Origin of the sequence: Kitasatospora terrestris (assembly GCF_039542905.1) — a bacterium.
Classification (GTDB): Bacteria; Actinomycetota; Actinomycetes; order Streptomycetales; family Streptomycetaceae; genus Kitasatospora; species Kitasatospora terrestris.
Genome location: NZ_BAABIS010000001.1, coordinates 5,842,391 through 5,866,971 on the forward strand (window position 1 = coordinate 5,842,391; position 24,581 = coordinate 5,866,971).

At 74.0% G+C, this 24,581-nt stretch carries 22 protein-coding genes and 1 pseudogene; 14 read left to right on the forward strand and 9 right to left on the reverse strand.

Annotation, left to right across the window (positions count from 1 at the left end; translation table 11 throughout):
• Window positions 1-89: 89 nt before the first annotated feature.
• The 4 genes from ABEB06_RS26830 to ABEB06_RS26845 all read right to left on the reverse strand — a co-directional run bounded on the left by ABEB06_RS26830 (window position 90) and on the right by ABEB06_RS26845 (window position 4,366).
• Entirely contained in the window at window positions 90-1,130 is a 1,041-nt protein-coding gene (locus ABEB06_RS26830; RefSeq protein WP_345699454.1) for a LacI family DNA-binding transcriptional regulator, read from the reverse strand.
• 34 nt (window positions 1,131-1,164) lie between these two features.
• Window positions 1,165-2,073: a carbohydrate ABC transporter permease gene (locus tag ABEB06_RS26835; RefSeq protein WP_345699455.1), complete on the reverse strand. Its 909-nt coding sequence runs from the start codon at window positions 2,071-2,073 to the stop codon at window positions 1,165-1,167.
• 1 nt (window position 2,074) lies between these two features.
• Window positions 2,075-2,989 (reverse strand): carbohydrate ABC transporter permease, encoded by a 915-nt coding sequence (locus ABEB06_RS26840; protein ID WP_345699456.1) that lies wholly within the window; start codon window positions 2,987-2,989, stop codon window positions 2,075-2,077.
• Between the two features lie 69 nt (window positions 2,990-3,058).
• Window positions 3,059-4,366: an ABC transporter substrate-binding protein gene (locus ABEB06_RS26845; protein WP_345699457.1), complete on the reverse strand. Its 1,308-nt coding sequence runs from the start codon at window positions 4,364-4,366 to the stop codon at window positions 3,059-3,061.
• Window positions 4,367-4,580: 214 nt separating this feature from the next.
• Between ABEB06_RS26845 and ABEB06_RS26850 the strand changes: the two genes are divergently transcribed.
• From ABEB06_RS26850 to glnII, 7 genes are all read left to right on the forward strand, one after another.
• Window positions 4,581-6,611, forward strand: a complete 2,031-nt coding sequence (locus tag ABEB06_RS26850; RefSeq protein ID WP_345699458.1) for a beta-galactosidase — start codon at window positions 4,581-4,583, stop codon at window positions 6,609-6,611.
• A gap of 190 nt (window positions 6,612-6,801) precedes the next feature.
• Window positions 6,802-8,373, forward strand: a complete 1,572-nt coding sequence (locus ABEB06_RS26855; protein ID WP_345699459.1) for a glycoside hydrolase family 53 protein — start codon at window positions 6,802-6,804, stop codon at window positions 8,371-8,373.
• A 134-nt stretch (window positions 8,374-8,507) separates the two neighbouring features.
• Window positions 8,508-9,662, forward strand: a complete 1,155-nt coding sequence (locus tag ABEB06_RS26860) for an MFS transporter (protein ID WP_345702002.1) — start codon at window positions 8,508-8,510, stop codon at window positions 9,660-9,662.
• Complete coding sequence (locus ABEB06_RS26865; protein WP_345699460.1) at window positions 9,659-10,753, forward strand: amidohydrolase family protein; 1,095 nt, start codon at window positions 9,659-9,661, stop codon at window positions 10,751-10,753. Before ABEB06_RS26860 ends, ABEB06_RS26865 begins: the two co-directional genes overlap by 4 nt.
• Before the next feature lie 26 nt (window positions 10,754-10,779).
• Window positions 10,780-11,457 carry a uracil-DNA glycosylase gene (locus ABEB06_RS26870; protein ID WP_345699461.1) on the forward strand — a complete coding sequence of 226 codons (678 nt, stop codon included), beginning with the start codon at window positions 10,780-10,782 and terminating at the stop codon, window positions 11,455-11,457.
• 178 nt (window positions 11,458-11,635) lie between these two features.
• The gene (locus ABEB06_RS26875) at window positions 11,636-12,568 is read left to right on the forward strand and encodes an SCO1860 family LAETG-anchored protein (RefSeq protein WP_345699462.1); all 933 of its coding nucleotides are present in this window, start codon (window positions 11,636-11,638) and stop codon (window positions 12,566-12,568) included.
• A 198-nt stretch (window positions 12,569-12,766) separates the two neighbouring features.
• Window positions 12,767-13,789, forward strand: a complete 1,023-nt coding sequence (glnII, locus tag ABEB06_RS26880) for a glutamine synthetase GlnII (protein ID WP_345699463.1) — start codon at window positions 12,767-12,769, stop codon at window positions 13,787-13,789.
• A gap of 149 nt (window positions 13,790-13,938) precedes the next feature.
• Here the strand turns inward: glnII and ABEB06_RS26885 are convergent, their stop codons facing one another.
• The gene (locus tag ABEB06_RS26885) at window positions 13,939-14,718 is read right to left on the reverse strand and encodes a GNAT family N-acetyltransferase (protein WP_345699464.1); all 780 of its coding nucleotides are present in this window, start codon (window positions 14,716-14,718) and stop codon (window positions 13,939-13,941) included.
• A gap of 95 nt (window positions 14,719-14,813) precedes the next feature.
• Between ABEB06_RS26885 and ABEB06_RS26890 the strand changes: the two genes are divergently transcribed.
• The 3 genes and pseudogenes from ABEB06_RS26890 (at window position 14,814) to ABEB06_RS26900 (ending at window position 17,144) form a co-directional block, all read left to right on the forward strand.
• Window positions 14,814-15,950 (forward strand): M48 family metalloprotease, encoded by a 1,137-nt coding sequence (locus tag ABEB06_RS26890; protein ID WP_345699465.1) that lies wholly within the window; start codon window positions 14,814-14,816, stop codon window positions 15,948-15,950.
• Between the two features lie 66 nt (window positions 15,951-16,016).
• Window positions 16,017-16,568, forward strand: coding sequence for an HAD domain-containing protein (locus ABEB06_RS26895; protein WP_345699466.1), 552 nt, complete (start codon window positions 16,017-16,019; stop codon window positions 16,566-16,568).
• Window positions 16,569-16,582: 14 nt separating this feature from the next.
• Window positions 16,583-17,144, forward strand: a pseudogene (locus ABEB06_RS26900) (hypothetical protein).
• Here ABEB06_RS26900 and cobC read toward each other — a convergent pair.
• Entirely contained in the window at window positions 17,131-18,174 is a 1,044-nt protein-coding gene (cobC, locus tag ABEB06_RS26905; RefSeq protein ID WP_345699467.1) for an Rv2231c family histidinol phosphate aminotransferase CobC, read from the reverse strand. The pseudogene ABEB06_RS26900 and the gene cobC overlap by 14 nt on opposite strands.
• Window positions 18,171-18,566 (reverse strand): cobalamin biosynthesis protein, encoded by a 396-nt coding sequence (locus ABEB06_RS26910; protein WP_345699468.1) that lies wholly within the window; start codon window positions 18,564-18,566, stop codon window positions 18,171-18,173. The genes cobC and ABEB06_RS26910 overlap by 4 nt, the downstream gene beginning before the upstream one ends.
• A gap of 235 nt (window positions 18,567-18,801) precedes the next feature.
• Here ABEB06_RS26910 and ABEB06_RS26915 point away from each other — a divergent pair, with 235 nt between their 5' ends.
• Genes ABEB06_RS26915 through ABEB06_RS26925 form a run of 3 tightly spaced genes read left to right on the forward strand, consistent with a single transcriptional unit; the run spans window position 18,802 to window position 21,980 of the window.
• A complete protein-coding gene (locus ABEB06_RS26915) occupies window positions 18,802-19,692 on the forward strand; it encodes an alkaline phosphatase family protein (RefSeq protein WP_345699469.1) in 891 nt (296 codons plus the stop codon).
• A gap of 6 nt (window positions 19,693-19,698) precedes the next feature.
• Window positions 19,699-20,964 carry an MFS transporter gene (locus ABEB06_RS26920; protein WP_345699470.1) on the forward strand — a complete coding sequence of 422 codons (1,266 nt, stop codon included), beginning with the start codon at window positions 19,699-19,701 and terminating at the stop codon, window positions 20,962-20,964.
• Window positions 20,961-21,980, forward strand: coding sequence for a TolB family protein (locus ABEB06_RS26925; protein WP_345699471.1), 1,020 nt, complete (start codon window positions 20,961-20,963; stop codon window positions 21,978-21,980). The genes ABEB06_RS26920 and ABEB06_RS26925 overlap by 4 nt, the downstream gene beginning before the upstream one ends.
• 46 nt (window positions 21,981-22,026) lie before the next feature.
• Here the strand turns inward: ABEB06_RS26925 and ABEB06_RS26930 are convergent, their stop codons facing one another.
• Window positions 22,027-23,181, reverse strand: coding sequence for an FAD-dependent monooxygenase (locus tag ABEB06_RS26930; RefSeq protein WP_345699472.1), 1,155 nt, complete (start codon window positions 23,179-23,181; stop codon window positions 22,027-22,029).
• Between the two features lie 80 nt (window positions 23,182-23,261).
• Between ABEB06_RS26930 and ABEB06_RS26935 the strand changes: the two genes are divergently transcribed.
• Complete coding sequence (locus ABEB06_RS26935) at window positions 23,262-23,822, forward strand: TetR/AcrR family transcriptional regulator (protein ID WP_345699473.1); 561 nt, start codon at window positions 23,262-23,264, stop codon at window positions 23,820-23,822.
• Between the two features lie 177 nt (window positions 23,823-23,999).
• On the opposite strand, the gene ABEB06_RS26940 is transcribed toward ABEB06_RS26935, so the two are convergent.
• Window positions 24,000-24,491, reverse strand: a complete 492-nt coding sequence (locus ABEB06_RS26940; RefSeq protein WP_345702003.1) for a GbsR/MarR family transcriptional regulator — start codon at window positions 24,489-24,491, stop codon at window positions 24,000-24,002.
• Between the last annotated feature and the right edge of the window lie 90 nt (window positions 24,492-24,581).

A 24,581-nucleotide genomic window follows, 5' to 3' on the forward strand; every position in this document is an offset into this window, starting at 1 on the left:
CGGCCGCCGTCGAATTCGGGGGTCCCCGCGGACCGCGGCGCCGTGCACGAAGGAAGCGGCCGGGGCGGGCACGCCCCGCGGGTCCTCCGTCAGGCGGAGTCGCGGACGATCAGCTCGGTGGGGAGGATGACGGTCGCCGGTTCCTCGCCGGCGATCCGGGCCAGCAGCAGGCGGACCATCTGCTCGCTGATCCGGTCCCAGGGCTGCCGTATGGTCGTCAGCGGCGGGCGGGCGGCGAGGGCGGCGGGGGAGTCGTCGAAGCCGCCGACGGCGACGTCGCCGGGGACGCTGCGCCCGGCCCGGTCGAGGGCGGCGAGGGCGCCGGTGGCCATCAGGTCGGAGGCGACGAAGACGGCGTCCAGGTCGGGGACGCGCTGCAGGAGTTCGACCATCGCGGCCTCGCCGCCGGCCCGGCTGTAGTCCCCGACGGCGATCAGGCCTTCGTCGACGGGGATGCCGTACTCCTGCAGGACCTCGCGGTAGCCGTAGAGGCGTTCGACGCCGCCGGGGGTGTCCTGCGGGCCGGCGATGGTGGCGACCCGGCGGCGGCCGGTGTCCAGCAGGTGGCGGACCATGTCCTTGGCGCCCTCGCGGTCGTCGGCCGCGACGTACGGGATCCGGCCGCGCTGGCCGAGCGGCTTGCCGCAGAAGACGACCGGGAGTTCGGCCTCGCGCAGGTGTTCCAGCATGGGGTTGCCGCTGTGCGAGGAGACCAGCAGGACGCCGTCCACGTGGCCGGCGGCCAGGTAGCGGGTGACCCGGCGGCGCTCCGGCTCGTTGCCGGCGGTCATCAGGATCAGCGGGATGTCGTGCTCGGCGAGCGCGGTGGTGCAGCCCCGCAGCAGGGTGGTGAAGTTGGGGTCCTCGAAGAAGCGCTCCTGCGGCTCGGTGAGCAGGAAGGCGACCGAGCCGGAGCGCTGGGTGACCAGGCTGCGGGCGGCCCGGTTGACCACGTAGCCGAGCTTGCGGATGGCGGCGTTCACGGACTCCAGGGCGGCGGGCGAGACGTTGTGGCCGCCCTGGAGGACGCGGGAGACGGTGCCTCGGGAGACGCCCGCCTCGGCGGCGACGTCGTGGATCGTCGGCGGCCGCTTGGTCCGGTTGGTGCGCCGGGGAGCGGGTTCCGTCATGGGTGGATCCTCAACAGATTGTGCTGGTGGACAGTCAGGACTTTACGGCCCCGGAGAGCAGATCGACACGCCAGTACCGCTGGAGTCCCAGGAACAGCGCGATCAGCGGTACCACCGAGAGCAGCGCGCCGGTGATGACCAGGGTGTAGAGGGCGGGCTCGTTGGCGCCCTGGGCGAGCAGCGAGTACAGGCCGACGGTGACCGGGAACTTGTGGTCGTCGCCGAGCATGATGTACGGCAGCAGGAAGTTGTTCCAGATCGCGACGAACTGGAAGAGGAAGACGGTGACCAGGCCGGGCACCATCATCGGCAGCGCGACCGAGCGGAACAGCCGGAGGTCCTTGGCGCCGTCGACCCGGGCGGCCTCGACCACCTCGTCGGGGACGGCGGCCTCGGCGTAGATCCGGGCCAGGTAGATGCCGTACGGGCTGAGGATGCTGGGCAGCAGCACCGACCAGTGGGTGTCGGCGAGGCCGGCCTTGGCCATCAGCAGGTACTGCGGCACGGCCAGCGTGATCGGCGGCATCAGCACGCCCGCCAGCAGCACGTTGAAGACGGTGTCGCGGCCGCGGAAGCGGTACTTGGCGAGCGCGTAGCCGGTGAGGCCGGAGACGGCGGCGGAGAGCAGGGCGCCGACGCCCGCGTAGAGCGCGGAGTTGGCCATCCACTGCCAGTAGACGCCGCCGCGGTAGCCCGACAGCTCGGCGAGGTTGTCGAGGAAGCCGGTGCCGGGGGCGTAGGTGAAGGTGGTGAACAGCTCGGCGCGGCTCTTGGTCGCGGCGGTGACCACCCAGACGATCGGGACCAGGCAGTAGAGCGCGCCGAGCAGCAGGAGCAGGGTGGGCACCCAGGCGGCGCGGCGGCGCGGCGGCGCGGTCGGGTTGCCGGGGGTGGTGCCGGGGGCGGGTGCGGTTCGGCGGGTGCCGAGGGTGGTGGTGCTCATCTCAGCTGCCTCCGTCGGCGCGCTTGTTGACCAGCTTGAGGAAGCCGAAGGACAGGACCAGGGTGGCCAGGGCGATCACCACGGAGGTGGCCGCGGCGGAGAAGACGTTCCCGTTGACGAAGGCGTCGCGGTACACCTTCATCAGCGGCGACCAGGTGGAGGTCATCGAGTTGGTCAGCGGCTTGAGGGTCATCGGCTCGGCGAAGACCTGGAGCGTGGCGATCATCGAGAAGAAGAAGGTGAGCACCAGCGAGGGCGCCACCATCGGGATCTTGATCCGCAGGGCGATCTGCAGCTCGGAGCAGCCGTCCAGCCGGGCGGCCTCGTAGACCTCGGCGGGCAGGGCGCGCAGCGAGGTGTAGATGACGATCATGTTGAAGCCGGTGCCGCCCCAGACCGCGATGTTGGCCATCGCCAGGTAGAGGCCGTTGCCGTGCAGCAGGTCGGGGCCGCTCATCCCGGCCTGGGTGAGCAGGAAGTAGCCGGGGCTGACGGTCGGCAGGTAGAGGAAGCCCCAGAGCAGCGAGGCGACGATGCCGGGAACCGCGTACGGCAGGAAGATCACCAGCCGGGAGAAGGCGGAGAAGCGCACCCGGGGGACGTCCAGCAGCAGGGCGAAGAACAGGGCGAGGCCCAGCATGGTGGGCACCAACAGCGCGCCGTACAGCAGGACCCGGCCGGAGCCTGCCAGCAGCTCGGAGTCGGCGAGCGCGGAGCTGTAGTTGGAGAGGCCGGCCCACACCTCCTGGCGGGCGTGCGAGCCGAGGCCGAGGCCCTTGACCCGGACGGCGCGGAAGGAGAGGTAGACGGCGTAGCCGATGGGCAGGGCGAAGAACAGGGCGAAGAGCAGGGTGGCCGGGGCGAGGAAGCCGTAGGGCGCGAGCCGCCGCGGAGGCCTGGTGGAGGGGGAGGCCATGGCAGTCCTTGATGGTCGGGACGGGGAAGGGCCCGGGGCCGCGGCGGCGGCCCCGGGTGGGGGTCGGCGTCAGCCGGCGAGCTTGAAGCCGTTCTTCTTCATGTCGTCGACGGTGGCGGTCTGCATGGCGGTCAGGGCCGGGGCGAAGTCGCCCTTGGCCTGGGAGGCCTGGCCGAAGGCGTCCTTGAAGGCGGAGTAGGCGACGTTCACGTTGGGGCCCCAGGCGGCCGGTGCGGTGCCCTTGGCGATCTCGGCGGCCTTGGCGTAGAAGTCCGGCTGGTTCGGGAAGAAGGCCGGGCCGGTGGTCAGGGTGGCCTGCGCGGCGGTGGCCGCCGGGTAGATGTTGACCTCCTTGACCAGGGCGGCGACGGCCTGCGGGTCGGTGTTCAGCCAGGTGGCGAACTTCGCGGCGGCGTCGGCGTGGCCGGCCTTGACCGCGCCGGTGGTGATGCCGGTGCTCGAACCGCCCCAGCTGCCGGTCGCGTTCTCGCCGGCGTTCCACTGCGGCAGCGGGGCCATCGCCCACTTGCCCTTGGTGTCGGGGGCGGAGCTCTCCAGCACGCCGGGCGCCCAGACGGCGGAGACCCAGGCGATCTGGGTGCCCTCGTTCAGCGCCTTGCTCCAGGCCGGGGTGTACATCGGCTGGTTGTCGACCGAGCCGTCCTTGACCAGGCCGCCCCAGAAGTCGGCGACCTTCTTGGTGGCGGTGTCGTCGATGGCCACCTTCCAGGTGTCGCCGGAGCTGGTCCACCACTTCGCGCCGGCCTGCTGGGCCAGGCCCGCGAACAGGCCGGAGTCGTTGGAGGAGAAGGTGGTCAGCGACTTGGCCGGGTCCTTGGCCTTCAGCTGGTGCGCGGCGTCGGCGAACTCGGCCCAGGTGGTGGGCACCTTCAGGCCGTACTGCTGGAAGAGGTCCTGGCGGTAGTAGAAGGCGAGCGGCGCGGAGTCCTGCGGGATCGCGTAGACCGCGTCGGTGCCGAGGGTGACCTGCTTCCAGACGCCGTCGGCGAACCTGTCCTTGACGGATCCGGCCTGCTTCGCCACGTCGGCCAGCACGTCGTTGGAGACCAGGGTGGGCAGCGCCTGGTACTCGGTCTGGATCAGGTCGGGTGCGTTGCCGGCCTTCGCGGCGGTGATCACCTTGGTGACCAGGTCGTCGCCGCCGGCCTGCTTGAGGACGTTGACCTGGATGTCCGGGTGCGACGCGTTCCAGGCCGCGGCGACCTTGTCCATGTTCGGCGCCCAGGACCAGAAGTTCAGGGTCACCGGGCCGGAGGCGGCCTTGGCGTCCGAGCCGGAGTCGCTGCCGGAGCAGGCGGAAAGGGCGAGCACTCCGGTGAGTGCGGCAGCGGCGGCGACGACGATGCGGCGGTGCATGGATCCTCCCGAGGATCACGGCAGAGGCAGGTGGGGGTGAGGGTGAGCCGCTGGTCGCCCCCTGGACCAGCGGCTGTGCACGTTCACAGTACGGAAATCCGGATGACACTTGTCAATCCCCGCAGCCTTACGGTTATCTAGGCGCAACACAGCGGTCAGCTGCTGTGCACGTTCACACCAAGCGGTTGATTGTCGCTTTGATCCTGGAGCATCCATGGCACACCACTGGCCGGTCGGGCTGGACCAGCTCGCCTACGGCGGGGACTACAACCCCGAGCAGTGGCCGGAGCACGTCTGGCAGGAGGACGTCCGCCTGATGCGCGAGGCCGGCGTCACCATGGTCAGCGTCGGGATCTTCTCCTGGGCGCTGCTGGAGACCGAACGCGGCGTGTACGACTTCGGCTGGCTCGACCGCCTGCTCGACCTGCTGCACGAGAACGGCATCCGGGTCGACCTCGGCACCCCCACCGTCGTCCCGCCCGCCTGGTTCTACCGCGAGCACCCCGAGGCGCTCCCGGTCGACCGCGAGGGCGTCCGCTACGAGTTCGGCGGCCGCGGCGCGATCTGCCACAGCTCACCGGCGTACCGGCAGGCGGCGGCCTCGATCACCGAACAGCTCGGGCGGCGCTACGGCAGCCACCCGGCGCTCGCGCTCTGGCACGTCCACAACGAGTACGGCGTGCCGGTCAGCGCCTGCTACTGCGAGGCCTCCGCGGAGGACTTCCGGCAGTGGCTGGCCGCCCGGTACACCACCCTCGAGGAGCTCAACGAGGCCTGGGGGACGGCCTTCTGGGGCCAGCACTACAACCGCTGGGACGACATCCGGCCGCCCCGGCTCACCCCCACCGCCTGCAACCCGGCCCAGCAGCTGGACTTCGCCCGGTTCACCAGCGACACCATCCTGGAGAACTTCAAGCGCGAGCGGGACGTCCTGCACCGCCTCGCCCCCGGCATCCCGGTCACCACCAACTTCATGACCGCGCTCTCCCAGTGCGAGTCCCTGGACTACTGGGCCTGGGGCCGCGAGGTCGACCTGGTCACCAACGACCACTACCTGGTCGCCGAGGCGGAGCGCAACCACGTCAACCTCGCGATGTCCGCCGACCTCACCCGCTCGGTGGCCGGCGGCAGGCCCTGGCTGCTGCTGGAGCACTCCACCGGCGCGGTGAACTGGCAGCCGCGCAACCTGGTCAAGCAGCCCGGCGAGATGGCCCGCAACAGCCTCGCCCACGTGGCGCGCGGCTCCGACGGCGCGATGTTCTTCCAGTGGCGGGCCTCCCGGTACGGCGCGGAGAAGTTCCACTCCGCGATGCTGCCGCACGCCGGCACCGACAGCCGGATCTGGCGCGAAGTCGTCGCCCTGGGAGCCTCGTTGGGCTCCCTCGGCGCGGTCCGCGGCAGCCGGGTCGAGGCCGGCGCGGCGATCCTGTGGGACTGGCAGTCCTGGTGGGCGCAGAAGCTGGAGTGGCGCCCCAGCGTCGAGCTGGACGCCCGCGAACGCGCCGACGCCTGGTACGCCGCCGCGTACGACCGCCACCTCACCGTGGACTTCGCCCACCCCGAGTCCGACCTCAGCCGCTACCCGCTGGTCCTGGTCCCCGCCCTCTACCTCACCACCGAGGCCGCCGGGATCAACCTCACCGAGTACGTCCGCGAGGGCGGCACCCTCGCGGTCTCCTACTTCTCCGGCATCGTCGACGAGCACGATGCCGTGCACGCCGGACCGCACCCCGGCGCGCTGCGCGACGTCCTCGGCCTCACGGTCGAGGAGTTCGCCCCGCTGCGCGCCGACCAGCAGGTCCGACTGGCGGGCTCGGAAGGGGAGTTGACCGCGGACGGCTGGTCCGAGTTCGTGGTGCCGCGCGGCGCCGACCCGGTGTGGACGTACGCCGACGGCCCCGCCGCCGGACACCCCGCCGTCACCCGGCACGCCCTCGGCGGCGGCCACGCCTGGTACGTCTCCAGCCGCCTGCACGGCGCCCACCTCGACGCCGTGCTCGGCCGGGCGATCGCCGACGCCGGCCTGACCACCCCCGAACTGCCGCGCGACGTCGAGGTGGTGGAGCGGATCGGCGAGCACGGCCGGTACCTCTTCGCGATCAACCACACCGCCGCCTCCGCCCGCGTCCCGCTGCCCGGCAGCGGCACCGAACTCCTCACCGGCACCCCGGTGAGCGGCCACCTGGACGTCCCCGGCAACAGCACCCGGGTCGTCCACCTCCGAACCCCTGTCAGGAGTCGTTGAGGGTCGGCTCCCGACAGGCACCGACCGGCGGGCCGACCCGCCCGCCGGTCCCGGTGGGGGTGCCCCAACCTGCCCCCGAGGCACCCCCACCGCCCCCCACCCTCGTGGCCCCACCCCACCACCCCCACCGTTCGGGCACGCCCCCCCCAGCAGCAACCCGACGTGCCCGGACCCATCGCCAAGGACGACGATGCACCAGGGAATCAAGCGCGCCCTCGTCGGCGCCGCCGCCACGCTCCTGCTCACCACCACCGCCGCCGCCCTGCCCACCACGGCGAACGCGGCGAGCACGCTCACCAACGCCGGCTTCGAGACCGGCGGCGCCGCGACCGCCACCCCCACCGGCTGGTCCACCTACTCCGCCGCCGGCCAGAACAGCGCCTCCTACACCGAGGCCGGCGGCCGCAGCGGCTCCTACCGGCTCACCCACTGGGCGTCCACCGCCTACAAGGTGGAGACCTACCAGTACCTCTCCGGCCTGACCAACGGCACGTACACCCTCAGCGCCTGGGTCCGCTCCAGCGGCGGCCAGAACTCCGCCTACCTGGCGCTGCGCAACTGCGGCTCCACCGAGCAGCGCACCGACCTGCCCCCCACCCCCAACGGCGCCTGGATCCACCTGGTCACCTCCGTCAAGGTCACCGGAGCCCAGTGCACCGTCAGCATCAACTCCGACGCCAACGCCGGGAACTGGCTCAACGTCGACGACCTCACCTTCACCTCCGGCACCACCGGCGTCACCGCCCGCGGCGTGGACGTCTCCACGCTGAAGAAGAGCGAGGACCGCGGCGGCACCTACAAGTACGCCAACGGCACCACCGGCGACGCCCTGAGCATCCTCAAGGCGAACGGCGCCAACTACGTCCGCCTCAAGGTGTGGGTGAACCCCGCCGACGGCTACAACGACAAGGCCCGGGTGCTGACCATGGCGCAGCGCGCCAAGGCCCTCGGCATGGGCCTGCTGATCGACTTCCACTACTCCGACAGCTGGGCCGACCCGGGCAAGCAGAACAAGCCCGCCGCCTGGTCCGGCTACACCCTCGACCAGCTCAAGTCGGCGGTCTACAACCACACCTACGACGTGCTCAACGCCCTGAAGGCCCAGGGCACCACCGCCGACATGGTGCAGATCGGCAACGAGATCAACGCCGGCATCCTGTGGTCCGAGGGCTCCACCTCCAACTGGGGCAACCTCGCCGCGCTGCTCACCCAGGGCGCCAACGCCGCCAAGGCGGTCAGCGGCTCCACCAAGGTCGCCCTGCACCTGGCCAACGGCGGCGACGACGCCGGCGCCCGCACCTTCTACGACAACGCCGTCGCGCGCGGGGTCCCGTTCGACCTGATCGGCCTCTCCTACTACGGCTACTGGCACGGCGCGCTCAGCGACCTGCAGACCACCCTGGACGACATGGCGTCCCGGTACGGCAAGCAGGTGTTCGTCGCCGAGACCGCGTACGCGTTCACCCTGGCCAACAACGACTCCCTGGAGAACAACGTCGCGTACAGCAGCCAGCTGGTCGCCGGGTACCCGGCCACCCAGGCCGGGCAGGCCGCCAACCTGCGCGACGTGATGAACGTGGTCGAGGCCGTCCCGAACGGCAAGGGCCTGGGCGTCTTCTACTGGGAACCGACCTGGACCGCCGTGGCCGGCAACGGCTGGGACCCCACCGACGCCACCTCGGCCGACGCCTGGGAGAACCAGGCGCTCTTCGACTACACCAACAAGCCGACCGGCGCGATGGCCTGGCTGAACCACCGCTGACCCCGACCGGCGCGTCCGCCCGCCCCTGCGACGCGGGCGGGCGCGCCCCCGCCGTCACCCCCCCCCCACCGGAGGAAGCGTGCGCCCCCCGACTCCTCGCCGACCTGCCGCGCAACGCCCGCAACTCGGTCCTGCTGGAACCGCTCTGGGCCGTCCCCGGCACCGTCACGCTCTACTACGCCACGCTCTTCCAGAAGGAGGCCGGCCTCACCACCTGGCAGATCGGAGCCATCGCCTCCGCCTCGCTCTGGCTCGGCTTCCTCGCCCAGCTCGCCGCCGGCGCCGTCACCGACCGGCTCGGCCGGCGGCGCACCACCCTGCTCTTCGACCTGCTCTCCTGGTCGCTGCCGATGTTCCTCTGGGCCTTCGCGGACGGGTTCTGGACCTTCCTGTCGGCCGGCCTGTGCTCCGCCCTCGGCCGGGTGGTCAACCTCTCCTTCTTCCTGCTGGTCACCGAGGACGCCGACGAGCACCAGCGGCCCCGGATCTTCGCCGCGATCAAACTCGTGGTGATGGCCGCCGGCCTGCTCACCCCGCTGGCCGGTGCCGCCATGGCGCACTGGGGCACCCTGCCCGCGCTGCGCGCCGTCTACCTGTTCGGCGGGATCTCGATGACCGCGCTGTTCCTGGTCCGCCACCGCCTCACCACCGAGACCGCAGCCGGACGACAGGCCGCCGAGGCCCCCGCCGGACTCGGTCGGGGCCTGCGACTCCTCTTCTCCGCCCGGGAGTTGTGGCCGGTCGTCGCCGTCGTCCTGCTCACCGACCTGGCCGTGCAGTTCACCCTCTTCCAGGTGGTCTACCTCGCCGACGAGCTCCACCCCGCCACCGGGCTGATCGCCCTCCAGCCCCCGCTCGGGGCGTTCGCGGCGTTCGCCTGCTACCGGTGGGTGATGCCGCGCCGCCGGCACCGCCCGATGAGCGGCAACGTCCTGCACGGCCTGCTGCTGGGCGTCGCCGGCTGGGCCGCCTTCCTCGCCGTTCCCGGCGCGGGGACCCCGGCCCTGCTGCTCGCCACCGTCCTCACCGCGGCCGGCCCGTTCCTGCTGGAGTCCTACCGCGACGCCCTGGTGGTCACCGCCGTCCCGCCCGCCGACCGGGCCACCCTCTCCTCCGCCGTCCAGAGCGCCGCCGCCCTCGCCGCCGTCCCCTGCGGCTGGCTCGCCGCCCTCCTCCACACCCGCGACCCGCTGCTCCCCTTCACCGCCGTCCTCACCTGCTACGCCCTCGCCACCGCCGCGATCCTCCCGCTCACCGCCCGCCGGGCCGTGGGTAGAGTGCGGGCATGACAGACGGTGCGGTGCTGCATGTCAGGGGTCGGGTGCTGGTCGGGCCGGAGGAGGTCCGGGACGAGCTGTGGGTGGTCGGCGGGCGGGTGACGTACGACCGGCCGGCCGGGGCGGGTGACGTGCGGACGGTCGACGGGTGGGTGCTGCCCGGGCTGGTGGACGCGCACTGCCACGTCGGGCTGGACGCCCACGGCGCGGTGGACGAGGCGACCAGCGAGAAGCAGGCGCTGACCGACCGCGACGCCGGGACGCTGCTGATCCGCGACGCCGGGTCCGCCGCCGACACCCGCTGGATCGACGACCGCGAGGACCTGCCCCGGATCATCCGGGCCGGCCGGCACATCGCCCGCACCCGCCGCTACATCCGCAACTACGCGCACGAGATCGAGCCCGGCGACCTGGCCGCGTACGTCACCGCCGAGGCCCGGCGCGGCGACGGCTGGGTGAAGCTGGTCGGCGACTGGATCGACCGCGAGCGCGGCGACCTCGCGGCCTGCTGGCCGGGCGACGCGCTGCGCGAGGCGATCGCCGCCGCGCACGCCGAGGGCGCGCGGGTCACCGCGCACTGCTTCGCCGCCGAGTCGCTGCCTGACCTGCTGGCCGCCGGCATCGACTGCGTGGAGCACGCGACCGGTCTGACCGAGGAGTTGATCCCGCAGTTCGCCGAGCGCGGGGTGGCGATCGTCCCGACCCTGGTGAACATCGCGACCTTCCCGAAGCTGGCGGCGGGCGGCGAGGAGAAGTTCCCCGCCTGGTCGGCGCACATGCGGCGGCTGCACGAGCGCCGCTACGACACGGTCGGCGCCGCCCACGACGCCGGCATCCCGGTGTACGTGGGCACCGACGCGGGCGGCTCGCTCGCCCACGGCCTGGTCGCCGACGAGGTCGCCGAACTGGTGAGGGCGGGCCTGACCCCGGTCGAGGCGGTCGGCGCGGCCAGCTGGTCGGCCCGCGCCTGGCTGGGTCGCGAGGGCCTGACCGAGGGGGCCCCGGCGGACCTGGTGGTGTACGAGGCGGACCCGCGCGCGGACGTCCGGGTGCTGGCCGCCCCGCGGGCCGTGGTGCTGCGCGGCCGACCGGTCACGCCCTGACGCCGCCGGCCGATAGGGTGAGGCCCATGGCAGCGCGTCCCCTTCACGAGATCGTAGAGCCCGGCTGGGCGAAGGCCCTCGAGCCGGTGGCCGGACGGGTCGCCGCCATGGGCGACTTCCTGAGGGCGGAGCTCGCGGCGGGGCGGACGTACGTGCCGCCGGGCCCGCAGGTGCTGCGGGCGTTCCAGCAGCCGTTCGACCAGGTGCGGGTGCTGATCGTCGGTCAGGACCCGTACCCGACGCCGGGTCACGCGGTGGGCCTGAGCTTCTCGGTGGCGCCCCAGGTGCGGCCGCTGCCGGGCAGCCTGATCAACATCTTCCAGGAGTACGGCCGGGACCTCGGCTTCCCGCCGCCGTCCAACGGCGACCTCACGCCGTGGACGCGGCAGGGCGTGCTGCTGCTCAACCGGGCGCTGACCACCGCGCCGGGGAAGCCGGCCGCGCACCGGGGCAAGGGCTGGGAGGAGGTCACCGAGCAGGCGATCCGGGCACTGGTGGAGCGCGGCGGCCCGCTGGTGGCGATCCTCTGGGGGCGTGACGCCCGCAACCTGCGCCCCTTGCTGGGGCAGGTGCCGGCCATCGAGTCGGCGCACCCGAGCCCGATGTCGGCGGACCGCGGCTTCTTCGGGTCACGGCCGTTCAGCAGGGCGAACGACCTGCTGGCCCGGCAGGGCGCCGAGCCCGTCGACTGGCGGCTGCCGTAGCGGCGGGGCGCGGAGCTACTCACCCGTAAGGGTGAACTGACGCTCTGTGTTGCCTGTGTGACGGATTGTTCGAGAAGACTGTCGGCAGTCGAGAGCGCAAGCCCCCTCCCCGTGTCGTGAGCACGCCGGGTGAGGACGAGGCGCGTTCTGCCAATCGCCACCTGTGGGGGGTACCGCCATGTCTTCTTCCGCCGCCCGGACCGTCGCGGCCGCGTCGCTGGCCGCCGCCGTGCTGACCGTCGCCCTGCCGCTGCCCGCCGCGTACGCGACCGGCGGGTCCGGCGCGCCCGGCAAGCCCGGCAGGGCGTCCGCCGTCACCGCGGAGCTGGACCTGGACGTCACGCTGCTCAACACCGTCGACGTCCCGGTGAACGTCGCGCTCAACAAGGTGCAGACGCCCGCGCGGCGCGACGACGCGATGCTCACCGCCAAGGTCGAGGGGGTGGACCAGAACCGCCCGGTGACCCTGGTGAAGGCGCAGGTCGGCCAGTCCGTGACCAGGGCGGACGACAAGGGCGCCACCGCCTCGGTGAAGCTGGTCGGCGCCGACCTGCACGCCCCGGGCATGCCGCTGACCACGCTGCTCGGCCTGGAGGCGCTCAGCGCGGAGGCGTCCTGCCCGGTGGACGGCCCGCCGACCGCCAAGGTGGTCGCCCCGGCCGAGGTGACGGTGCTGGGCCGGCCGGTCGCGGTCGGGCTGAACTCGCCGACCCGGGTGGACCTGCCCGCCATCGGCTCGGTGGAGGTGGAGTTCTCCAAGAAGTCGACCACCACCAGCACGGCCGCCGCCTCCGCGCTGGAGGTCCAGGTGAGGCTGAACCCGCTCAACCTGAACGTCGCCAAGGTGGACGGCCGGATCACCGTCGCCTCGGTGAGCTGCGAGAAGCCGGTCCCGGCGAGCGCCCCGTCCTCCGCCGCGCCCAGCCCGGCCTCCGACGGCACGGCGGCGGCCCGGGCGGTCCCCGCGCAGGGCGGGGGAGGGGAGCTGGCGTCCACCGGGGCGAGCGGCACCGTCCCGCTGCTCGCCGGTGGCGCGACGCTCCTGGTGACCGGGGGCGCGGCGCTGTGGATGACGCGCCGCCGCCGGGCCGCGCACGCCCGACGGCGCTGATCCGCGCCCGGACCGGCCACCCGCCCGGCGGGCCCGTCTCACGGACGTGTCCGCATGGCGGGACTGGCACTCTCCGACGGTGAACGTGCCGCTGCGGAGAGTCGGTTCACATGGGCGTTACATAGGAGGAACAACCGGGAAACGGCGGCTTGCAACGCTACGCGGGCACCCACCACCCAAGCAGTGAGGTTCACCGCAATGGCAATCAAGGCCGAGTACATCTGGATCGACGGCACCAAGCCGACCGCCAAGCTCCGTTCCAAGACTCGGGTGCTGCCGAACGCGGACAAGATCCCCACCTGGGGCTTCGACGGTTCTTCGACCAACCAGGCCGAGGGTCACGCCTCGGACCGTGTGCTCGAGCCGGTGAAGGTCGTCAAGGACCCGATCCGCGGTGGTGACAACATCCTGGTCCTCTGCGAGGTCCTGGAGACGAACGGTGTCCCGCACGAGACCAACACCCGCGCCGCGCTGCGCGAGGTCGCGGAGAAGTACGCCGCCCACGAGGCCATCTTCGGCATCGAGCAGGAGTACACCTTCTTCAAGGGCTCCCGCCCGCTCGGCTTCCCCGAGGGCGGCTACCCGGCCCCGCAGGGCGGCTACTACTGCGGCGTCGGCGCCGAGGAGGTCTTCGGCCGCGAGATCGTCGAGCTGCACCTCGACCGCTGCATCGACGCGGGCCTCGCGATCTGCGGCATCAACGCCGAGGTCATGCCCGGCCAGTGGGAGTTCCAGATCGGCCCGGTCGACGCGCTGACCGTCTCGGACGACCTGTGGATCGCCCGCTACCTGCTCTACCGCACCGCCGAGGAGTTCGGCATCGACGCCACCCTGGACGCCAAGCCGGCCCGTGGCGACTGGAACGGTGCGGGTGCCCACACCAACTTCTCCACCAAGGCGATGCGCGAGGGCTACGACGCCATCATCACCGCCTGCGAGTCGCTCGGCGCCTCCCAGGAGAAGGTCCTGGAGCACGTCAACCAGTACGGTGACGACATCCAGTCCCGCCTGACCGGCAAGCACGAGACCGCCCCGTGGAACGTCTACTCCTACGGCGTGTCCAACCGCGGCGCCTCGGTCCGCATCCCGTGGCAGGTCGAGGTGGAGCAGAAGGGCTACATCGAGGACCGTCGCCCGAACGCGAACGTCGACCCGTACGTCGTGACCCGCCTCCTCGTCAACACCTGCTGCGAGGCCCTGGAGAAGGCCGGCCAGGTCTGATCCGGCTCGACCCCGAGCAATCGCGAGACGTCCGTCGCCTCCCCGGAGGCGGCGGACGTCTCCGCGTTCCCGGCCGCCCTCCACTCCGCCCGCACGCAAGGCGCCCCGCCGGGCCCCGAGCGGCGGCTCCGAGCGGCGCCCGGCCGGGGTCAGCTGCGGGTGAAGGCGTGGGTGCGGCCGATCGGGGTGAAGCCGCGGCGGGCGTACCAGTGCTGGGGCCAGTCCGCGGCGTCCGCGACCAGGAAGGTCAGCCGATGGCCCGGCGCTGCCGCCGCCCGGTGCAGCGCGGCGGCGAGGACCGCGTCGCCGAGGCCCCGGCCGCGCCGGGGCTCCGCGGTGGCGAGGTCCTCGATCTGCGCCAGGCCGCTCGCGCGGTCGACGTACAGGTCGGCCCAGGCGCCGATCTCGCCGTCCTCGTCCCGCGCCGCGAGGGTCCGCACCGAGTCCGCCCCGTCGAGGCGCCGCTTCCGCCGGCCGACCAGCTGCTCCAGGACGGCGTCCGTGCTGTCGGGCAGCCAGCGCCGCCACTGCTCCAGCTCGGCGGGCCGCAGTTCGGCGATGCCGACCTCGGCCACCCGGCCGGCTCCGTCCCCGGCGGGCAGCGGCCCGCGGTGCACCATCAGCAGCTCGACGTCGTGCGTGTAACCCGCGGCGAGCAGCGCGGGCGCGGCGGCCTCGGCCAGCGCGCCGTCGCGGACGGCGATCCGGCGGTGCCGCAGGCCGCCGAGCAGCTCGTCGGCGAGCCCGGCGAGGGCCACGGGGTCGTCCGCCCGCTCGACGTACAGCTGGTTGTGCTCGTACGAGCCGCTGAACTCCTCGTCCAGGACGGCGAAAGCGCCGTCCGCCTCGACCACCCGGGCGGCCTGCCGACGGGCGAAGTCACGGCGGAAGGTGCTGACGGCCTCGGCGAGCTGCTGCGCATCGGACATCCCGCCATCGTACGAACCGGCCGCCGTGGTCCGCCTCCGGATTTCGCGGTGCCGCCACCGTTCGCCCGCGGGGGTGCCGCGCGTAGGGTTGGGGCGTGCGCGAGGACTTCACGTCGGAGGAGATCGCCCGGGGGCGTGCGCTGCGGCGCCGGCAGGTGCCGTGGGCGCTGGCCGGGCGGGTGGCGGGCCTGGGGCTGACGCTGGTGCTGGGCCTGACGCCCGCCGGGGCGGGGCTGGTCACCTGGGCGGGCGGGCTGTTCGGTGGCTCGCGGACCGCGCAGGTGCTGGCCGGCACGGCGGCGCTGGTGCTGCTCGGGCAGCTGCTGGTGCTGCCGTTCAACGCCCGGGTGCGGGTGGTCCGGCGGGAGTTCGGGCTGGTCACCCAGGGCTGGTCGGGCTGGGCGGTGGACGCGCTGCGCGGGCTGCTGCTGACCCTGCTGCTGGCGCTGCCGGTGGTGTTCGGCCTGTACGCGCTCACCGACCGGTCCCCGGACGGCTGGTGGTGGCCGGCCGCCGGGCTGGCGGCGCTGCTGGCGGTGGCGCTGTCCTTCCTCCACCCGCTGCTCATCGAACCGGTCTTCAACCGCTTCACCCCGATGCCGGACGGCGACCTGCGGACCGCCCTGCTGGAGTTGGCGGACCGCGACGCGATCCGGGTGCGCACCGTGCTGGTCGCCGACGCCTCCCGCCGCACCACCGCGCTCAACGCGTACGTCTCCGGCTTCGGCGCGACCCGGCGGATCGTCGCCTACGACACCCTGCTGTCCACCGCCGAGCCGCGCGAGGTGGAGCTGGTCGTCGCGCACGAACTCGGCCACGTGAAGCACCGGGACGTGCTCACCGGCACCGTCCTCGGCGCGCTGGGCGCGGCCGTCGCGGTCGTCGTGCTCGGCCTGCTCACGGCCTGGCAGCCGCTGCTGGACGCCGCCGGTGCCACCGACGCGGCCGACCCGCGCTCGCTGCCCCTGCTGGCCGCCTGCGCGGCCCTGATCGGCGCCGCCTCCGGCCCGGCGCAGGCCGCGGTGAGCCGTCGGATCGAGGCCCGCGCCGACCGCCACGCCCTGGAACTCACCGGTGACCCGGGGCAGTTCATCGCCATGCAACGCCGCCTCGCGGTCGCCAACGTCTCCGACGTCGACCCGCCGCGCCCGCTCCAGCTGCTCTTCGCCACCCACCCGAGCGCCGTCCAGCGCATCGCCGCCGCCCGCGCCTGGCGGCCCGCCCACGGGTAATTCCCACCCCCGCCCGCCACCCGCCCGGTACCGTGCGGAGGACACCGACCGGGGGGAGGCCGTGCCGTGCGACCGCTGCTGCTGCTCGACGTGGACGGGCCGCTCAACCCGTACGGGGCGAAGCGCACCAGGCGCCCGGACGGGTACACCACGTACCGGATGTCGCCGCCGACCTGGGCCGCCGAGATGCGGTACTGGATGAGCGCCAACGGGATGCCCCACAAGCGGGTCAAGCCGCTGCGGGTGTGGCTCAACGCGGACCACGGCCGGGCGCTGCGGGCGCTGCCCTTCGACCTGGTCTGGGCGACCACCTGGCAGCACGAGGCGAACGAGTTCATCGGCCCGGTGCTGGGTCTGCCCGAGCTGCCGGTGATCGGCTGGCCGGAGCCGCGGCCCGAGCCGGACGGCGGCGTCTTCTGGAAGACCCCGGCGATCACCGAGTGGGCGGCGGGCCGCCCGTTCGCCTGGGTCGACGACCAGATCACCGCGGCCGACGGCGCCTGGGTGGAGCGGCACCACGAGGGACCGGCGCTGCTGCTGACGATCGACCCGGGCACCGGGCTGCGGGACCGGGACTTCGCCCTGCTGGCCGACTGGGCCGCCGAGCAGGGCCGGTAGAGGGGGAGTCGGAGATGCCGGACGGGCGACCGCTGCTGCTGCTCGACGTGGACGGGCCGCTGCGGCCGTTCACGTCACGGCCGTTGTTCCGGCCGCGGGGTTACCGCTCGCACCAGGTGCCGCGGGCCTCGTGGATGCGCGGTGACCCGTCGGAGCCGGAGCAGATGTGGCTGAACCCCTCGCACGGGCCGGCCCTGCTCGCCCTCCCCTACGACCTGGTCTGGTGCACCGCGTGGCGCGGCGAGGCGAACACCGGCGTCGGCCCGTTCATCGGCCTGCCCGAACTCCCGGCGATCGAATGGGAGTCGATGTTCCACGGCGACCCGGACGGCCTGCACTGGAAGACCCGCCAGCTGTCCGCGTGGGCGGGCGCGCCCGCTGGTCTGGGTCGACGACGAGGCCGAGCCGCACGACGCCGCCTGGCTGGCCGCCCACCACCCGGCCCCCGCCCGGGTCCTGGTCGTCGACCACCGCCACGGCCTGCGCCCCGCCGACTTCGCCACCCTCACCACCTGGGCCGCCGAACTCGCGGGGGACGCCGCCCCGGGCCCGGGAGAGCCGGTCACGCCGGGCTGACGGCCGCGGCGAGGGCGGTCAGGAAGCGGTCGGTGGTCCGTTCGTCGCGGACGGCGATCCGGAGCCAGTCGGGGCCGAGGCCGGGGAAGGTGTCGCCGCGGCGGACGGCGTAGCCGGCCTCGCGCAGCCGGAGGCGGACCTCGGCGGCGCCGGGGAGCCGGAGCAGGACGAAGGAGGCGGCCGGTTCGCCGTGCACCCGGGCGCCGGGGACGTCGGTGAGGCCCTTGAGCAGGTGTTCGCGGTGGGCGGCGGTGAGCCGGGCGGCGTCCTCGGCCTCGGCGAGCGCCGCGGGGGTGCTGCAGGCCTCGGCGGCGGCCAGCGCGGGGGTGGAGACGGGCCAGAGCGGTTGGGCGGCGGCGAGTTCGGCGATCAGCGCGGCCGGGCCGAGGACGTAGCCGATCCGGAGTCCGGCGAGGCCCCAGGTCTTGGTGAGGCTGCGCAGCACGACGACCTGCCCGGGCAGGTCGCGGGTCCCGGCGAGGGAGGCGGGTTCGCCGGGGACGGCGTCCATGAACGCCTCGTCGACGACCAGGGTCCGGCCGGTCCGGGCCAGCGCGGCGACGGCCTCGGCGGGGTGGAGCACCGAGGTGGGGTTGGTGGGGTTGCCGATCACCACCAGGTCGGCTTCGTCGGGCACCGCGCCGGGGGTGAGCCGGAAGCCGTCGGCGGCGTCGAGGACGGCCCGGTGGACGGTGTGCCCGGCGTCCCGCAGGGCCGCTTCCGGTTCGGTGAACTGCGGGTGCACCACGGTCGCGCGGCGCGGTCGCAGCACCCGGGCGAGCAGGACGAACGCCTCGGCCGCACCGGAGGTGAGCAGCACCTCGTCGACGGGCCGGCGGTGCCGGGCGGCGACGGCGGCGCGGGCGGCGGACGGGTCGGGGTAGGCGGCGAGGTCGCCGAGGGTGGCGGCGAGCCGGTCGCGCAGCCACTCGGGCGGGGTGCCGGTGCGGACGTTCACCGCGAGGTCGACCAGGCCGGGGGTGCGGACCTCGGCGTCGCCGTGGTGGCGCAGGTCGGGTTCGGCGGTCACGTGGGCTCTCCTGTCACGAGGGGGCCGGCGAGGGCGGCGGTGGCGTTCGCCGAGGTGCGCTTTCCGGCCAGCAGGCGGCCGCCGGGCGCGGCGGCGAGCGCGGCGGCCTCGGCGACGCTCGGGGTGCCGACGGCGGCGAGCGCGGCGGGGGAGCGTCCGGGGACGGGGACGGCGGCCAGCCGCTCGGCCGGGAAGCCGGTCAGCGGGACGCCCAACGCGCGGGCGGCGGCGAGCAGTCCGGGTTCGGCGGTCTTGGCGTCCAGGGTGGCGAGCAGTGCGACCGCGTCGCGTCGGAGGCCCGCCGAGCTGAGCACGGTGTCGATCAGCCGGAGCACCTCCGCGCCGTCCGTGCCCCGGCGCGCGCCGACGCCGACGGCCACCCGCAGCTCCACCCGATCTTCCTTCCGCACCGCGCCCCGAGGGCCCGTCGATCCCACCACGGGCGTACTGAGCAGGTCAATCGGGGCGCCTGTGACCTGTGTTACCGCCGGTCACCCGCCCGTAACCGGAGTGCCACGACCGTTCGCCCGCTCTTCACCCTTCCGGTCGGGACGCGTCCACCGGCCCGCCCCTAGGGTTACGGCGCTCCACCACGCACTGTCACCTTCCCTCGCCAGGAGGACAGCAATGACCGCCGTTCAGGCCCCCAAGCGCGCCAAGCGCACCCTCACCGCGATCGCGAGCTCGGTCGCGCTCGCCGCCGGCTCGCTCGGCATCTGGGCCGCCACCGGCACCGCCGCCCACGCCGCGACCCTGCCGACCCCCGACCACATCGTGGTCGTGGTGATGGAGAACCACGCCTACACCCAGGTGATCGGCAGCTCCAGCGCCCCCTACATCAACAACACCCTCAAGGCGGGTGGCGCCAACCTCACCCAGTCGTACGGCCTGACCCACCCGTCGGAGCCGAACTACTACATGCTGTTCTCCGGCTCCAACCAGGGCCGCACCGACGACAGCTGCGTCTCCGTCGGCTCGATCTCCGCGCCGAACCTCGGCTCCGAGCTGATCGCCGCCGGCAAGACCTGGGGCAGCTACAACGAGGGCCTGCCGTCGCAGGGCTCGACCACCTGCTCCAGCGGCAAGTACGCGCAGAAGCACAACCCGTGGTTCGGCTTCAGCAACGTGCCGACCAGCACCGCCAAGACCATGACGCAGTTCCCGACCGACTTCACCACCTTGCCGAAGGTCTCCTTCGTGGTGCCCGACCTGTGCAACGACATGCACGACTGCTCGGTCGGCACCGGCGACACCTGGATCCAGAACAAGCTGGGCGCGTACGCCACCTGGGCGCAGACCCACAACTCGATGCTGGTCGTCACCTTCGACGAGGACAACAAGCTGTCCGGCAACCGCATCCCGACGATCTTCTACGGTCAGCACGTGACCCCCGGCAGCTCCACCGCCACCACCTACAACCACTACAACGTGCTGCGCACCCTGGAGGACCTGGCGGGCCTGTCCGCCCACGCGGGCAACGCCGCCACCGCCTCCGACATCACCGGCATCTGGAACTGACGCCGGATGTACCTCGCGGACGCTCGTGATTCCAAGCGCCGCAGCACCACGGCCGCCGCCCCAGACACCCGTCCGGGGCGGCGCGCCGCCGCGGTCCCCGGCACCGTCGTCGCCCTCGGCGCGGTCAGCCTGGTCACCGACGTCTCCTCGGAGATGGTCAGCGCGGTGCTGCCGCTGTACGTGGTCGCCGGTCTCGGCCTCTCCCCGCTCGGCTTCGGTCTGCTGGACGGCATCAACAACGGCGCCGCCGCCCTGGTCCGGCTGCTCGGCGGGCACCTCGCCGACCGCGGCGGGCGCGGCCACAAGCTGGTCGCCGGCTTCGGCTACGGCCTGTCCGCCGTCTGCAAGCCGCTCCTCCTGCTGGCCCACACCCTCCCGCTGATCGGCGCCGTGCTGGCCGTCGACCGCACCGGCAAGGGCCTGCGCACCGCACCCCGCGACGCGCTGATCTCCCTCGCCACCGCCCCCGAGCACCGCGGCCGCGCCTTCGGCGTGCACCGCGCCATGGACACCACCGGCGCCCTGATCGGCCCGCTGGTCGCCTTCGCGATCCTGCGCGCCACCGTGGACGGCTACGACGCCGTCTTCGCCGTCAGCGGCTGCATCGCGCTGCTCGGCGTGCTGCTGCTGGTCCTCTTCGTGCCCGGCCGGGCCCGCGAGGACGCACCCGTCGTCCGGCCGGGCCTGCGCGACTCGCTGGTCCTGCTGCGGCTGCCCGCGCTGCGCCGGCTCACCCTGTGCGCCGTACTGCTCGGTCTGACCACCGTCAGCGACGCCTTCCTCTACCTGCTGGTCCAGCGCCGGCTCGGGCTGTCCTCGCACCTGTTCCCGCTGCTGCCGCTGGGCACCGCCGCGGTCTTCCTGCTGCTCGCCGTGCCGATGGGCCTGCTCGCCGACCGGATCGGCCGCCGGGTGCTCTTCCTGGCCGGCCACGGCGCCCTGCTGGGCGGCTACGCGCTGGTGCTCGCCGCGCCCGGGACCGGGCTGATCCCGGTGATCCTGCTGCTGCACGGCGCCTTCTACGCGGCCACCGACGGCGTCCTCGCCGCCGCCACCGCCGGCACCGTCCCCGCCGAGCACCAGGGCGCCGGACAGGCCCTGGTCGGCACCGGCCAGGCGCTCGCCCGGTTCGCCTGCTCGCTCGCCTTCGGCGCCCTGTGGGCCTCCCTGGGCGGCAGCACCGCCCTCGCGACCGCCGCCGGCGCCCTGACCGTCAGCGCCCTGGTCGCCACCCGTTTCCTCCGCACCGACGACGAGGTGTCCACCGCATGACGCGCACCGCCCGCCTGCTCACCCTGCTGCTCGCCGTCGTCCTGCTCGGCGGCGTCGCTACCGGAGCCGTCCTGCACGCCGCGGAGCGCAGCGGCAAGAAGGACCAGGAGCAGGCCGGCGGGCCGCCGGTCCACCCCGGTGCCGTCGACCTCGCCCCGGGCCACGGGCAGCTGGTCTTCCGCAACCTGGCCTGGGGCCCGCACCGCGACGAGATCACCACCGTCCCCGCCGACCGCCCGGACGCGCCGCGCACCGCCTCCGGCCTCACGTGCCTGCGCTTCCACGCCGCCGCGGGCACCGGCATCTGCCTGCAGGCCGAGCACGGCGCCCTGGAGGACACCTACCGCGCCGTCGTCGTCGACGACCACCTGCGGGAGAGGCACGCCTTCCCCGCCGCCGGCATCCCGACCCGCGCCCGGGTCTCGCCCTCCGGCCACCTCGCCGCCTGGACCGTCTTCGTCAGCGGCGACTCCTACGCGGGCACCGACTTCTCCACCCGCACCGCGATCGTCGACACCCGGGACTGGCACCTCGAGGACAACCTGGAGACCTTCGCCGTGGTCAAGGACGGCCACCCGTACCGGGCCTCCGACATCAACGTCTGGGGCGTCACCTTCGCCGACGACAACCGGTTCTACGCCACCGTCGCCACCGGCGGGCAGACCCACCTCGTCCGGGGCGACCTCGCCGCGCGCACCCTCACCACGCTGCACCAGAACGTGGAGTGCCCCTCGCTCTCGCCGGACGGCACCCGCATCGCCTACAAGAAGCGCATCGCCGGCGCCTCCCCGGACGCGCCCTGGCGGCTGTACGTCCTCGACCTCGCCACCATGACCGAGACCGCCACCGCCGAGCAGCGCAACATCGACGACCAGGCCCTGTGGGCCGACGGTGCGACGCTGGTCTACTCCCTGCCCGGCGAGTACGGCTCCGACCTCTGGACCGTTCCGGCCGACGGCACCGGAGCCCCCGCCACCCTCACGGTCTCCGCCGTGGCCCCCGCCTACCTGCGCTGACGGCGGGCGGCCGCCGTCAGGGCCCGGGGAACCGCGGGCCCGGCCGTCAACCCGCCGGGGGCCGCCAGTCCACCATCGGTGCCGCGCCCCGGACCAGCGCCGCCTCCGGCAACCGTCCGGCCGCCCGCAGCAGCGCGTCCCGGAGGCCGGACCGCCGCATCGCCACCGCCCGCCCCACCCGGCGGGACCGCCGCGCGACCTCCGTCGTGCGCCGGACCCGGGCGGCCGAGTACCCGGCGAGCCCGTCGCCGCGCTCCGACTCCCAGGCCAGCACCACCGCGTCCTCGATCGCCTGGCACGCCCCCTGCCCCTGGAAGGGCGTCATCGCGTGCGCGGCGTCGCCGACCAGCGCCACCCGCCCGCCGTGGAACGCGGGCAGCGGGCGGACCAGGTCCCAGACGTCGTGCCGCAGCACCCGCCCGGCCTCCGCCGCCCCGATCAGCTCCGGCACCGGCTCGCACCAGCTGCCGAACCGGCGTGCCAGCTCGGCCCGTTCGTCACCGTCGGCGGCCCGTCCGCCGGGCGCGGCGAGGGCCGCCGCGTACAGGTACACCCGCCCGTCGGCCAGCGGGATGACACCGGTGAGCGCCCCGCGCCCCCAGGTCTCGCCGACCCGGCGCGGCTCGCCCGGCGCCGCGACCACCGTGCGCCAGCTGGTGAACCCCGAGTACACCGGGCCCGGGTGGTCGGGGAACAGCAACTCCCGTGCGCCCGAGCGGATCCCGTCCGCGGCGACGACCAGCGCGGCCGCGGACTCCCCGTCCGGCCCGAACAGCCGGGCCGGGGCGCCGTCCGGGCCGTCGCCGCCGGGGTCGACCACGCGGACCTCGGTGCCGGTCCGGACCGTGCCGTCCGGCAGGGCGCCGGCCAGGATCCCGACCAGTTCGGCCCGGTGCAGGACCACCAGCGGGTCGCCGTACGCGCGGTGGATCCGCTCGGTGTCGGTGACCGCGAGCCGCCGGCCGTCCGGCCGGTACAGCCCGGCGAGGCCCTGGATCGCGGCCCGCCGCCGGACGGCGTCGCCGACGCCCAGGACGTCGAGCGCCCGCAGCGCGTTGGGCGCGATGCCGATGCCGGAGCCGACCGGGTCGAGCGAGGCGGCCCGCTCGTGCACGGTGACCTCCCAGCCCCGCCGGTGCAGCGCCAGGGCCGAGGCCAGTCCGCCCACGCCCGCTCCGATGACGACGGCCCGTCGTTCCACCGCACACCTCCACTACGCCTGTAGTTACGGGTTCGATACTACATCTGTAGTTGCCGGCTAGACAGGGCAGGATGGTGCCCATGAGCACCCCGCGCGCGGTCCTGGTCGCCGACACCGCCATCGCCCTGATCGCCGAGCGCGGCCTGCGCGGGCTCACCCACCGCGCCGTCGACGAGGCCGCGGGCCTGCCCGCCGGCTCCACCTCCAACCTGGCCCGCACCCGCGCCGCGCTCCTCGAAGCCGCCCTCACCCGGATCGCCGACCTCGAAGCGGCCGATTACACCCCGCCCCCGGGCGCCCCCCGCGACCAGCTCCTCGACGCCCTCGCGGGCGGCATCCACCTGGCGCTCACCACCGGACTCCCGCTCACCCTGGCCCGGTACGAGCTCGCGCTCGAAGCCACCCGCCGCCCGGAGCTGCGCGCCGTCTACGACCGCCTCGGCGCGGGCTTCGCCGCCACCGCCGCCGGGCTCCTGGCCGGCCTCGGCTCGGCCGATCCGGCCGGCGACGCCCGCCGGCTGCTCCGCTGGTGCGAGGGCGTGGTCTTCCACACCGCCGCCGGCGCCGGCCACGCGGATCCCCCCGCCCCGGCCGCCCTCCGCGCCGACGCCGCCCGCTACCTGGACGCCCTCCTCGCCTGACCGCGCGACCGCCCGGCGCGTGACCGCCCCCGGTGGGTGGTCGACCCGGTGGGTGGCCGACCTCCTCGCGGCCGCCCGGCGCGTGGACCGCACCGTCCCGCCGCCCGCCCCGCCCCGCCGGCCGCACGCCGGTCCCCGGGCCGCCCGGCAGCCGGAACCGGCAGGCCCCGGCGGGTCTCAGGCGCCGCCGAGCAGCTCCTCGCGGCGCTCGCGCCAGCGCTCCAGCAGCTGCGGCAACTCCTCGCGCAGGAAGGCGAAGAAGGCCAGCGACTCGGCGAGCCGGGCGCCGGCGGGCGTCCCGGGGCCGAGCGCCTCGATGCCCTCGCGCAGGCTGCCCTCCCACCGGGTGAGCGCCTGGTCGCGGCTGACGGCCGCCTCGTACCAGGCGTTCTCGTGCACCCGGTAGCGGTCCCGCCGGGAGCCGGCTTCGCGTTCGCGGCTGACCAGGTTGACCTGGGTGAGGTAGCGGACCGCACCGGAGACGGCGGCGGGGCTGACCCGGAGGCGGTCGGCGAGTTCGGCGGCGGTGAGACGCCCGGTGTCGCTGGCGAGCAGGGCGGTGAAGATCCGGGCGGGCATCCGGGGGAAGCCGGCGTCGGCGAGGACGCCCGCGAAGCGCTCGATGAACCCGTCCACCGCCGCCTCGTCCCGCCGCGCCGCGCCGCCCATGGCCGCCTCTCCCACTGCAGTTCCTCCTGCTCCCGCCGTCCCCGGCACCCTATCGACAGCTCCGGAAGATCCGCGGATTTCAGTATCTTC